The sequence below is a fragment of the Streptomyces virginiae genome (assembly GCF_041432505.1).
In the GTDB taxonomy this organism is placed as follows: domain Bacteria; phylum Actinomycetota; class Actinomycetes; order Streptomycetales; family Streptomycetaceae; genus Streptomyces; species Streptomyces virginiae_A.
In genome coordinates this window covers 6,834,562-6,846,963 of the sequence record NZ_CP107871.1, presented here as the reverse complement: position 1 = coordinate 6,846,963, position 12,402 = coordinate 6,834,562, and the positions used below count along the sequence as shown (strand labels likewise).

Genomic DNA, 12,402 nt, shown 5'->3' with positions numbered 1-12,402 from the left:
GCCGCGCCCGCCCCACGCGTCCACCACTCAGCCGCCCGGGAACATCGCCGCACAGCCGGCCGAATACGCTCGGGCGGGGGCGGATGAGGTTGTCGTCAACGTCGCGGCAGTGTATTCCGAGCATGGCCGACCGGACGCCGTACGGGACCTTCAGGAAATCCTCGCGGCCTGCCGGGAAGTGACCAACTGGCCCATGGACGGGTGCGGGAGGCCGGGGCACGACCGCGTGCCGCCTCCCGCACGTGGTGAGGAGAGGCAAGACGGTGCCCGACGACATCGCCCGATGGCTGAACGAGCACACCAACCCCCTGAGCACCCTGTCCCCCGGCGCGCCGGTGGAGGATCTGAAACCCCTGGGCGAGGCACTGCGGGGGACACGGATCGTCGGTCTGGGCGAATCCACGCACGGCACGGGCGAGTTCTTCCGGCTGAAGCACCGCATCGTGGAATTCCTGGTCCGTGAGGAGGGGTTCACCACCCTCGCCATGGAGGCCAGTCAGTCCGCCGCCCGCGCGCTCGACGCGTACGTCCGGTACGGCGGGGGCTCCCCCGAACGGCTCGTCGCCAGGCTGGGCTTCTGGACCTGGCGCACCCGCGAGATGGTCGACCTCGTCGAGTGGCTGCGCGCCCACAACCGCGACCTGCCGGAAGGGCGCCGGATCCGCTTCGTGGGAACCGACCCCCAGCTCTGCGCCGACTCGGTCGAGGCCGTCGCCGCCTTCCTGCGCCGGGCGGCGCCCGATCAGGCCGGGCGCGTGGGCGCCTTGGACGTACTGGCGCGGGCCCGCCCGGGCTCGCTCCCGGACCGGGACAAGGCCCTGGTGCGGCGTGCCGAGGAGATCGCCCGCCTCGTCGAGGACCACGTCGAACGGTCGGGTCCCGGCGACGACGCCGAAGAGGTGCTGGAACACGCGCGGATCCTGGTCCGCGCCGCCGACCTGGTGTCCCTGCCCTTGGCGGCCGCGGCCGGCGAGGACGGCGTGTACGCCGCGCGTGACCGCTACATGGCCGAGGCCGTCACACGGCTCGTGGACGACGACCCCGAGGCTCGTGTCATGGTCTGGGCGCACAACGGGCACATCGCGAAGGGCACGTACGGCGACCAGGTGCCGGCCCTCGGCAGCAGACTCCGCGAACGGTACGGCGACGCCTACTACGCGCTGGCCCTCCTCTTCGGCAAGGGATCCTTCCTGGCCCGCCGCGGCACCGACCTTCAGCGCCCGCCGATCCGCCACCGCATCGGCACCGGCCTCCGCTCGCTGGAGGCCAGACTCACGCACGCCGTACCCGGCGACTACTACGCGGACTTCCGCGCCGCCGGTTCCGCCGCCGACGCCGCGTCCTGGCTTCACGCCCCGCACGCGCAGCGCAGTTTCGGCGCCAACGTCCCAGCGTTCCTGTACCGCTTGAACACCGCACCGCTCGTCCCGGCCGAGGACTACGACGGCATCGCGTTCGTCGCCCGTTCGACCTGCTCCCATCTGCTGCCCCCGGTGGAGGACTGAGGTTCGCTCACGGCCACAGGTCGAACGCGGCGTTCAGGGTGAGCTGCCACATCGGTTCGGCGCCGGTACCGAAAGCCGCGGCGAGCCCGTACCCCACGGACGCGTCGTACGGGTCCCTGGCACGCTCGGACTCGCCCACCGCCTCCCTTTCCGGCCAGGGGCGGCCCGCAGGGCACGGCTCCACGAGGTGGCGTCGATCCGGGTCACGAGCTTCACGGCAGTTCTCCGAAGGCTTCGAGGACATGCCGGAGCTCAAGCGGGTGGGGGCCACCCCCACACGATCCGCCGACCACGCGGAACCCCAGGGCGCTCGACGCAGCCTCGGAGACGGCGCGCAGGGTCGGCAGATCCGCAGCAGGCATCGAGAATCCGTGGCTGCCCGCATGCTCGACGAATTCCGCCGGAAGTTCGAGGTTGTACCGCTCGACGTGAGCGGCGAGGTCCACGCGCCAGACGAAGCGGCCGTCGGACAGCAGCGACGATCCCCCGGGCACGCGGAATGCGCCCTCGACGACATCGATCGTCGACTCCATGATGTCGAAGATCGGATGTCCGGAGTCGAGGTATCGCTTGATCTCAGCCTTCGGGTAGGGCGTCCGATCCCGCACCTTGTCCCCGATGGGTTCGCGGAACACGGCATCGTTCTCCGGGTCCATCTCCCGGTAGAAACCGATCATTTCCATTCGGGTCGTCTTCCTTCCGGCACGGGGAGGAAGATCCTCCGGCAGCCGCCCTCGTGGACAGGTTTCCTCGGGGCTCGGACCGTGCTCGCGCCTTGGGCTTCACCGATGGCAACGGTCCTTCGCTCGCGGCGGACCCATCACGCCGACCGGCGTAAGCGCAACAACCACCTCCGCTTCGAGGCATGGTGTGGACCCGTCACGGACGCCGCCGGCACGCGCCGCACCGGGCGTCCACTGAAGATCTTTACCAACGCATCGCCCTCACCTACGGTGATGGTCATGCTGCCTGTCGTGGACACAGACGAACAGTGGGACACCGTCATCCCGGACGACGAAGCACTCCGGCCCGGCGTGGAAGACCTCTGTGCCCGTCTCGGTTTCGCCGATGTCCGGCCCGTTCGGTACCCCGACGGCTCGGAGCCGGTCTACGCGCTCGGCGACCGGCACGTCCTCAAGCTCTTTCCGCGCATGTGGGTCGAGGACGCGCTCACCGAGCACCGGGTTCTGGAGTACCTCCAGGGACGTCTGCCGATCCCCGTACCGGAATTGCTGGAGTTCGGGGAGTACGAGAACGGGTGGCGCTACGTCCTGATGTCACAGCTTCCCGGGGAGGGCCTCGCGAAGGCCTGGCCACGAATCCCGGAAGGCGACCGCGATCGCATCGCCACCGAGGTCGGGGAAGCCTTGGCCGTCCTGCATTCGCTCGACCCCGCGCCCCTCACCGATGTCCTGGGGCCCGAGAACTGGGACACCTCCCTGGCGGAACGCCGCGCCCGAGCCGTCGGGCGACAGCGCGAACGGAACCTGCCGGAGCAGTGGCTGGAGCAGATCCCGGACTTCCTGGATTCCGTCCCGCTCGCCACGGACCGACCCCACTCCCTGCTGCACACCGAAGTCATGCGGCAGCACCTGATCGTCGATCCCGACGACTGGCGGCTGACCGGACTCATCGACTTCGAACCGGCCATGATCGGCGATCGCGCCTACGACTTCGTCGGCGTCGGCCTGTACGTGTCCTGCGGCGACCCCCGCCTGCTGGGACGGGTCATGAAGGCGTACGGACACGCATTCGACCCGCGCGAACTCCTCTCGCACACCCTGCTCCACGTCTACAGCAACCTGCCGCGGTACTTCGAAGACCTGCCCGAACCGCCCCGGCCCACCCTCGACTCGCTCGCCGAGGCGTGGTTCGGCACCGAGTGACCACGCGAGACGTCCCCCTCCGCTACGCCTGGTCGTCCTCGGCGGTCCTGATCTGTTCGAGCACCGCTGTGTAGCGGGATCGCCTGTCGGGCCGGGCGTGGACGGCGGCGTGGGTGAGCGTGGGGATCGCCCGCTCGCCCATGTCGACGAGCCCCTTGGCCGCCGTCCTGCGAACGACGGGATGGGAGTGCTCCAGCAGTCCGGTCAGGGCGGGGAGCGCGGGCGCCCAGTTCGCGTGACGGAGGGTCCGGATCGCCGTGAGCACCAGGTCCGGCCGGGGGTCGTCCAGCAGGATCGAGGTGTGGTGCAGGTAGGTCTGCCGGTCCAGGACGGCCCGCGAGGTCCGGTGGGCGTGGAGGCGGACCTTGGAGTCGGGATGACGCAGCAGCTCACCGATCAGGTCCCGCAGTCGGGGGTCCTGATCCGGGTCCGGGCCGCGGTGTCCCTCGACCAGTCGCGCGAGCGCTCGGCGTACCCGCACCAGGTCACCGGTACGGGCCTGGTCCAACAGCTGCTGCCGGGTCGGGGGCTGCGACGCCCGGGTCGCCGCGGCCGTCGGCGCGGGGGCACGGAGTGTTGCCAGCGCCGCGGCGTCCTGCCGTGCGGCGTCGTCCGGGCGACGCAGCGGCCCCTCGACGAGGAGCAGCGAGTCCGCGAGGTCGTCGCGGCCTTCGGCACGCAGTCGGCGGCGGATCCGCGTCAGTGCGGGGGTGTGCAGCAGGGGGCGCCCGCGGAGCAGGTCGAGGAAGCCCCAGGCGCCGGCGTCGAGCCGCTCGCCCAGGTGTTCCGCCACCACGTCGGAGGGGACCAGGCCCAGCGTCCGCCCGGCGGCGGAACCGGCGGGCGCCGGCTCGTGTTCACACCATTCCAGCAGGAGGGGGACCAGCGGTTCCAGGTCGCGTGGGTCGAGCCGGCTCGCCACGAGAGCGACCCGGTCACGCAGGATGTCGTCCGCGCGGAGTTCCGTCTCGCCGATGGCGTTCAGCGTGCGGGCCAGGTCGGCGCCGACAGGTATGTCGATGTGGCCTCGTAGGAACGCCCGGAGCACGGGAAGCCTGACGTCGGGCTCGGGCCACTTCAGGAGGGCCCGGGCCGCGATGTGCCGGTGGTCCGCTTCGGGCGCTCGCACCATGGCGAGCAGGCGCTCCCGCAGTGCGGTCGAACGAGGCTGGTCGAGGTCGGCGATGTGCACGCTCCGCGGCACCCGCGCCTGCGCCTGCCGCTGTGCCCGGGTGGTCTCGGCGATGGTCCAGGGGGGTGCGTCGAGCGGCTGGATGTCCGTCATCCAGTCGACGAGCGCGGGTCGGACCTCGGGAGCGGCGCCGGCGTAGACATCGATCAGTGCGGCGAGCCGGTCCCGGGAGCCCGGTGCGGCCTCGTGCGGCGTGCGGAGTCGCCGGAATCGTTCCAGGGCGCTCGGCGTGCGTACGGCCGCGTCCAGCGCGGCTCGCCACGCCTCGACCTCGGCCTCGGCGCGCGGGGGTGACGCAGGGAGCCCCGGGGCGGCGAACGCCTCGCGCAGCACAGCGGTCTCGGCCTGCCAGGGGTCGGCGCCGCGTCGGGCCGAAGCGAGTGCCTGTTCCAGGTCGGCGCGGACCGGCACCGCGTCGAGGGCGCGCAGCAGTGTCGGTACGGACCGGCTCGCGGGACCGGGGGGCAGCGCGCGGACCGCGTCGACGACCGCCGGTTTCCGAGCCGCCGGCAGGGTCGGCGCGACCGCTTCGAGTACCGCGACGAGGTCGTGCCGGTCTCCGTCCGAGGCCTCGGCGAGCCCGTCGAGGAGCAGCCCCGTGCACCGGGCGAAGGCCGTCAGTTCCTCGGTCGTCCAGGGTCCGGGGCACAGGCGCAGGACGAGGCCCAGGACGCGGGTTCGGGCGGCGGGTTCCGAGCCGGCCAGTCGGAGCCAGTCCGGCAGCATGGGCCGCAGCACCCGCAACTGCGCGGGGTGCGTCCGCTGATGCCGTTCGGCCACGCGGAGCGCGACCGACGGGTTCCAGCCCCGCGCCGTCAGCGATCTCACGTCCGGGTCGTCCTCGATGTCCGCCGCCGGCTCCGGCGCGGCGGGCGGGGTGATGCCGTGCGCGTGCAGGGCCGCGGTCAGCTGGTCGATCGTCCCGGAAGCGAGGCCGACCCGGCCGGCCGCCACCAGGGCGAGCAGGGTCGGTGCGACCCGTGCCGCCTGCTCGTCCAGGGCGAGGACCGAGCGCGCCGACAGGGTGCGGTCGAGGCTCACCAGCAGCAGTTCACGGGCTCGGTCGTCCTCGCTGTGTTCGGCGGCGGCGAGGACGGTCGCCGGGTACGCCTCGCCGAGGATGGCGCGCAGTGCCGCGACGAGCGAGCCGCGCAGCCCCGGATTGTGGTGGCGTCCGAGCCACAGGAGCAGGGCCGGTACGGTCGCGGGCGTCCCCACGCGGACCAGCACTTCGGCGGCGGTCTTCTTGATGTTCATGTTCGGATGGTCGAGACAGGCTGCGATCGCGGTGGAGGCCCAGCGGGCCCGCGCGTGGCCGAGTGCGAGCAGCGCCTGCCGGACGGTCTGGATGTCGTCGGCGGCGGTCAGCGCGATCAGCGTGGCCGACAACGCCTGCGCGTCGTCCCCGGAGGCGTCGCGGGCGAGCAACGCGATCACGTGCTTGCGTACGTGCCGGTCGCGGTCCCGCAGCAGGCGGTGCACCCGCATCCGGGTACGGGCGTACGGGGCTCGGAGCAGGAGTTCGAGCAGGATCGCCCGCTCGCCGCTCGACAGTCCGGGCCGGTCCAGCAGATCCAGGCCCATGGTCGCGACGAGTACGTCCCCGGCCTCGCGTGCGGTCGCCGCGTCGAGGAGGCAGGACGGCCTGATCCGTCCCCGCTCGTGGAGCCGACGGCCCAGGTCGCGCACGGCGTCGAGGACCTCCTGGGGCACCACCGGTTCCCCGCCCGGTCGGCCGCGTTCGCCGCGCGGGGCGGCTCCGCCCGGTTCCCAGGACGCGGCGAGCTCGGCCACGATGCGCAGGAGCAGGTCCGCGATGACCGGCAGCGTGCCGGCGCCGCCGTGGGCGGCCAGTCGGCACAAGGCCGCCACCGGCCGGTTCGGGTCCAGGTGGGAACCGAGCAGGGCCAGTTCCCGCTCGTCCGGGCCACCGAGGTCCGCCGCGATGCGGGTCGGCAGGTCGGTGGGATCGAGGCGGACGAGAAGGGCGTGTCGCTGTGCCGGATCGTGGGTCAGATGCCACAGCACCTCGAGGGCGTGGTGGCGTACCGCGCGCAGGTGCGGAGCGATCACGCCCACGCTCTCCGCCGTGGCGAGACCGAGTCCTTCGCACAACGCTGTCGTGGTCCGGTGCCCGCCGATGGCCTCCAGTGCCTCCAGGGCCGCCGCCGGACGGGAGGGCAGGAGAGCGAGCACGGCGTCCTCGGCATCCGCGTGGCGCAGGGCGCGGATCGCGTCGAGGAACGGTCCCGGCAGCGGGGTCGACGGGAGGAGCCGGGTGATCGTGTCCCCGATCGGCAGCTCCTGCGCCCCCTGCTCGGCCAGGGCGACCAGCAGCGCGAGGCGGCGCGGCCAGCTCGGATCGTCCGCGTCGGTATCCACCAGCGCGCGGAACATCACCTGTCGGCAGGTGAACAGGATCGTCGCGATCTCGTGGGGCGGGATCGAGTGATCGGCCAACGCGAGGCCGATGACGGTGGGGACGTGCGATGCGTCGGGGAAGTGCCCGCGTCGGTGGAGGCCGCGCAGGCATGCCACGGCCGGCGCGCCGAACAGCAGCGGGTCCTGTGCGGCGACGGTCGTCAAGGCGCCGATGTCACCACGGTCCGCGAGGTCGCCGAGCAGTTCCATCCCACGCCGACGAAGGCCCGGTGGCAGATCGGGATCGTCGACGACCTGGCGCAGCAGGTCGCGGTGCCCGTGGTGGGCGGCGGCCGTGATCGCGGCTTCGGCCACCTCGGGCCGTGCGAGCACCGCGTCCGCGGCGAGCAGCGGAGACAGTCGCGCCGCAGGCAGCGGGTCCAACGCCGCCCAGGGCTCGGCGAGTTCACCCACCGCGGCAGCGACGACGGCTGCGCTGTCGACACCGAGCAGGCCGACCGCGCACGCGCGGACCCGTGCGGGAGCCAGCAGACCGGCGTGCAACCCCTGCCGGGCCAGCCGCAGCGCCGCGGCCTGCAACACCGGATCGCCGCTGTCCGCCAGCTCGTTCACGAGGTGGTCGGGCCGGTGCGCGCAGGTGACGGTCATTCCCCGCACGGCCTGGTAGAGCGGTTCGCCGGGACGCTCCGTCCGGATCACCGTCGGATCGTTCAGGATCTCGGCGCGCAGCCAGGCGATCCGCACGCCGGCCGGCAGGTCGACGGTGCGCCACGACGGCCGGCGGAGCCCTCGGCGGTACGGCCCGAGTCGTTCGTGGAGCCGTGCGAGGACGAGCGCCTCCTCCGGCGGTCCCTGCACCACCACCGGCAGCAGCCTCGCGAGTTCGGCCGTCTCGGTCTCGTCGCCCGTACGGCCCGAGGTGACGCGCTCGTCGAGGAGGATCAGTCCCAGATGCCGCACGCGGGAATCGTCGTGCCGGACGAGGGGGCCGAGGACGGCCGGCGGGCAGTGCCGCGCGTCGAGACGGTCGGTCAACCAAGCGACGTCGGCTCGGCGCAGCGCATCGTGGAAGTCCTGGTCCGCCGGCGTGATCATCGTCGGATGCTAACGGGGTCGTTCCCCGCCCCACCAACGGGATTCGCCCGATGCCTCGCGCACCGCGTCGATGCGCCGGCCGCGTCGCCTCGCCGCCCGACCCCGACCCGCCACCGACCCGCCCGGTCCGAGCCCGGCTCGAAAGGGCCATTCGGCTTGAATCGGTGACGGCGTCCGGTCGATCATTGCCCGCATGACTACCGTATCCGCGGCGCTCGACGTCTCCTGTCTGCCCGACTACGCGCACAACTGGGCCCTGGTGGATGTCGAGACGTCCGGACTGATCGCACGGCGCGACCGGGTCCTCTCGATCGCGGTGCTGACCTTCGGGCCGGACGGCGCGCCGACCGGGGACTTCACCACCCTGGTGAACCCGGGCTGCGATCCGGGCCCCGTGCACATCCACGGACTCACCGCGGAACGGCTGCAGGGATCTCCCACCTTCGACCAGGTCGCGGAGCGGATCGGCGCGCTCCTTCAGGACCGGGTGCTGGTGGCCCACAACGCGCAGTTCGACTACGACTTCCTGGCCCACGAGTTCGCCCGCGCCGGGCTCCACCTGCCCGTCGCCCGGCGCCTGTGCACCCTGGCCCTGAACCGACGGGTGGAGCCGCCCACCGCCGACCTCAGCCTGGCCTCCTTGGCCGCCCACTACGGCGTACCTCAGACCAGGGCCCATGACGCGCTCGACGACACCCGTGTCCTCGCGGGGATCTTCCGTGCCTCGCTCGCCGAGGCGGTACGGCTGGACCTGCAGCTCCCCCTGGTGTCCTGCCCGCCTCGGCAGGATCCGCGGTTCGCACCGAAGCTGCCGAAGACCCCGTGCGCCTACCGGAACCCGGGTCCGCTGAAGCCCGGCAATCCGCTCGTCCAGGGGATGAAGATCGCCGTGACGGGTGAGACGGAGATCGCCCGGATCGAACTCGTCGCCCGGTCGGTCGCGAGCGGCCTGAACGTGATGACGTCGGTCAGCCGTCACACCAGCGTCCTCGTCGCCAACGACGCGAACGCGCTCTCCGCGAAGGCCCGACGGGCGGTGGCCGAGGGGGTCACCGTCCTCGACGAGAACGCGTTCCTCGCGCTGCTGGCGGACGTACGTCCCGGAACGCCCCACGAGAAGCACGCGCCGCAGGCCCCCGTCGCCGCGCAGCCTCCTGCCGCGACTGCGGCAGCGGCCACGGTGCCCCGGCAGACCGAGCCCAGGCAGGCCGAGCCCCGGCCCGCCCCGAAGCCGTTCGGGCGGCGCCGGGTCCTGGTGCTGGGCGGCACCCACGAGGAGGCGGCCGCCTCCCGGGCCCGTGTCGTGGAGATGGGCGGGGCCGCCGCGATCAACCTGTCGGCGAGCGTCACCGACATCGTGCTCCTGCCCGGCGGTGAGAGCGATCGCCGCATGGCTCGCGTCACCTCCCTGGGACTGCCGGTCCACGACCCCGCGTGGCTCGGAACGCCGGCCCCCGAGCCGGTGGACTCCCCCCTCGGAGCCGGCGCGTCGACGACCGAGGTCCTCCCCCGCGGCGGAGTCCTCGATCTCCCGGCCCTGCCCACCGCCGGCCGCTGGCACCTCGGTGCCTCCTGGGCACGGCAAACGGACTGCGAGATCGACGTGGTCGCCTTCGTCCTCGACGAGGACGAACAGGTCTCCTGTGACGAGGACTTCGTCTTCTACGGCGCGCCCGAAAGCCCGGACGGAGCCGTTCGGCTCCTGTGCGACGGCCCGACCGAGCAGAGCATCACCATCGATCTCGCCACGCTTCCCCCTGCCGCCCGCAGGATCGCGATCGCCGCCGCCATCGACGGTACGGCCACGTTCGGAGACGTCGGGGCCGTCCAGATCAGCCTCACGCCTGGCAACGACGCGCAGGCCACGGCGCAGGCCGCCCTCGACGGCACCACCAGCGAACGGACCCTCCTGCTCGCCGAGATCTACCGTCGGGGCGCGCAGTGGCGCTTCCGCGCCGTCGGGCAGGGCTACGACCACGGTCTCGAGGCACTCGTGCGCGGGTACGGGATCGAGGTCGCGTAGCGCCGGGGCGGTCGGCCGATTGGCTCGAACTGCTCGGTCGGTCGGCCGGGGTCGGCCGGGGTCGGCCCTCAGCAGTTCGGGACCCAGGCGTGGGAGCGCGGCCGGACAGCGCCGCTCAGGTCGGTCCTCGTCCCCACCTTCACGCAGCCCAGCAGCTCCTGCTGGGCCGCCCGGCCGAAGTAGACGACGTCGACCTTCGACGCCCCCTCGGTGAGGTCGAACCCGTTGTTGAAGACGGAACGGGGCGCGGTGCGGGCCGTCCACGGGCAGGGGGCCGGGCCCTCGATCCAGTCGGCGCCGCCGTCGACCCAGGAGCACATCTCGCCGCGGCCGTCCTCCTGCGAGAAGAAGCAGACCGCTCCGCGCCAGCACCGGTCGTACCCCGATGCCCCGGTGGTGTCCCCGAGGTGGAACAGGCCCGAGGCCCAGAGGGCGCCCAGGCCGGCGAGCGCCGCCGTGCCGGCCGCGATCAGCGCGCGGCCCCGCCGTCGGGGTGCTGGGGGAACCGGTGGGGGAACCGGTGGGGCCGGTGGGGCGGGCGAGGAGGCTGCGGGCACCCGCTCGGCCGCCGCCACCTCCACCCTCCGGAGCAGCGACGCGGCGGTGTGCGCGGCCCGGTCCTCGTGTCTTCGGGCCAGGCAGTCGCGGACGATGTCCCGCCAGTGCTCCGGCAGTTCCGGGGACAGGCGCAGCTCCTCCTCGCCCCGGGCGTAGCGCAGCGCGGCGTCCCGGCGGGCGGCGGGGGTGCCGCCGGGCAGCGGCAGCGCCCCGGTCAGGACGACGTGGGCGAGGACCCCGAAGGCCCAGACGTCGGCGGACGGGCGGATCTTCGTACCGCGTTCGCCGACTTCCGACCAGAGCAGGTCGGGCGGGGTGTAGTCGGGCGTGGCGAAGGCCGGGGAGTAGGCGTGGGTGCCTTCCAGCTCGGCGGCCATGTTGAAGTCGCCCAGCCGTGCCGTGCCGTCGGCCATCAGCAGTACGTTGCCGGGCTTGAGGTCGCCGTGCACCCAGCCGGCCCCGTGCAGTTGGTCGAGCCCCTCGCAGATCTGGGCGAGCAGGGCCGGTCCGGTCCGCGGCACTCCGTCGGCCAGCAGGGAGTCCAGGGAGCCCGCCGCCTCCTCCAGGACGAGGACGGTGGCGCCGTCGAGTTCGGGCCGGCCGGGGTCGTCGACCGTGAGCACCTCGTACAGCCGGATCAGCCGGGGTGTGCGCACCCGGCGCAGTACTTCGGTCTCGCGCTCGGCGAGTTCGCGCAGGTGCCGTAACTGGCGGGGGGTGCGGGTACCGGTCGGCAGGACCTTGAGGGCGGCCCGGCCGGGCAGCCCCGGCTCGGGTTCGGCGCGCAGGGCGGCGTACACGCTGCCGAATGCGCCGGCCCCCAGCAGGTGCCCGACCACCCAGGGGCCGACCCGGTAGCCGGCCGGGACGGTGAGTGCGCCGGGGTGCCCGGCTCTCCCGGTCAGCGGGCGGTACCGGTCGGGGCGGCCGGTAGCGCCGCCAGGTCCTGCTCGCGGACGAGGTCGAAGCGCAGGGCCAGCGAGACCAGGGTCTCCTTCTTGCCGACCAGCCGTGGTCCCGGATCCACGGTGTCGGGGCCGGGCTTGAGGCGCAGTTTGACCGCGAGGTAGTCGATGTTCCATTGCACGGCGGCGCGGTTGGCCGTGGGCCAGGACGGTTTCAGCCGTTCGACCACCTGCTCGACGGTGGGCAGGGGTGCGTGCGGTGCGCCGCGCAACCTCGGCTCGCAGAGGGCGGTGAGGACCAGGAAGTACCGGCTGGAGCGGTCGAGCGGGAAGGGGACGACGGTCGGTTCCCCGTCGGGCTCGCCGGGGGCGTCCCGGTCGGCGTAGTCGTGGCGCGGCGCCCAGACGTCCAGGGTGAGCAGTTCGGAGCCGGCGGGCAGGACGAGCCGGGCGAATTCGAAGGGGACCGGTGCGTCCAGCCGGCCGGGGCCCACCTTGATGTGCTCGCCGGCGCCCTCCGGGTTCTCGACCACGTACGTCGCCGAGCGGGAGAAGTTGCTGAGCGACCAGTACGTGGCGGTGGCGCCGATCTCCCCCGCCGAGCGCGAGACGCCGGCGTGCGGGACCCGCAGGGTGTGCGGACCGCCCCCGCCCGCGGAGGCGCCGTACGGATGAGGGTGGGAGTGAGGGCCGGGCTCACGGCCGAACCGGAGGGTCTGCCCCGGTGCCAGGCGGATCTGTGCGGTCGGGGACATGGTGGGCCCCGGAACCACGATGATGCTGTTCACGCTGCTTCCTTCCCCGGAGGTGCAGGGGAAGGCTAGCCGGCGGAATCAATCGTTCCCACAACAATGGC

At 73.0% G+C, this 12,402-nt stretch carries 8 protein-coding genes; 3 read left to right on the top strand and 5 right to left on the bottom strand.

The annotated features are described in order from the left end of the window. The first annotated feature begins 263 nt into the window (after positions 1-263). Positions 264-1,505 carry an erythromycin esterase family protein gene (locus OG624_RS31690; protein WP_371640099.1) on the top strand — a complete coding sequence of 414 codons (1,242 nt, stop codon included), beginning with the start codon at positions 264-266 and terminating at the stop codon, positions 1,503-1,505. Between the two features lie 7 nt (positions 1,506-1,512). On the opposite strand, the gene OG624_RS31685 is transcribed toward OG624_RS31690, so the two are convergent. Together OG624_RS31685 and OG624_RS31680 are read right to left on the bottom strand one after the other, a co-directional pair. Then, positions 1,513-1,644, bottom strand: a complete 132-nt coding sequence (locus tag OG624_RS31685) for a hypothetical protein (protein ID WP_371640098.1) — start codon at positions 1,642-1,644, stop codon at positions 1,513-1,515. A gap of 73 nt (positions 1,645-1,717) precedes the next feature. Next, positions 1,718-2,188, bottom strand: a complete 471-nt coding sequence (locus tag OG624_RS31680) for a hypothetical protein (protein WP_371640097.1) — start codon at positions 2,186-2,188, stop codon at positions 1,718-1,720. A gap of 279 nt (positions 2,189-2,467) precedes the next feature. Between OG624_RS31680 and OG624_RS31675 the strand changes: the two genes are divergently transcribed. Further along, complete coding sequence (locus OG624_RS31675; protein WP_371640096.1) at positions 2,468-3,391, top strand: phosphotransferase family protein; 924 nt, start codon at positions 2,468-2,470, stop codon at positions 3,389-3,391. A gap of 22 nt (positions 3,392-3,413) precedes the next feature. Here OG624_RS31675 and OG624_RS31670 read toward each other — a convergent pair whose 3' ends face one another. Beyond that, positions 3,414-8,060 (bottom strand): HEAT repeat domain-containing protein, encoded by a 4,647-nt coding sequence (locus tag OG624_RS31670; RefSeq protein ID WP_371640095.1) that lies wholly within the window; start codon positions 8,058-8,060, stop codon positions 3,414-3,416. 193 nt (positions 8,061-8,253) lie between these two features. Here OG624_RS31670 and OG624_RS31665 point away from each other — a divergent pair, with 193 nt between their 5' ends. Beyond that, complete coding sequence (locus OG624_RS31665) at positions 8,254-10,083, top strand: TerD family protein (protein WP_371588725.1); 1,830 nt, start codon at positions 8,254-8,256, stop codon at positions 10,081-10,083. Positions 10,084-10,151: 68 nt separating this feature from the next. Here the strand turns inward: OG624_RS31665 and OG624_RS31660 are convergent, their stop codons facing one another. Both OG624_RS31660 and OG624_RS31655 read right to left on the bottom strand, forming a co-directional pair. After that, positions 10,152-11,546: a serine/threonine-protein kinase gene (locus OG624_RS31660; RefSeq protein WP_371589878.1), complete on the bottom strand. Its 1,395-nt coding sequence runs from the start codon at positions 11,544-11,546 to the stop codon at positions 10,152-10,154. Then, positions 11,543-12,334, bottom strand: a complete 792-nt coding sequence (locus tag OG624_RS31655) for an FHA domain-containing protein (RefSeq protein WP_326749342.1) — start codon at positions 12,332-12,334, stop codon at positions 11,543-11,545. The genes OG624_RS31660 and OG624_RS31655 overlap by 4 nt, the downstream gene beginning before the upstream one ends. Positions 12,335-12,402 lie beyond the last annotated feature (68 nt).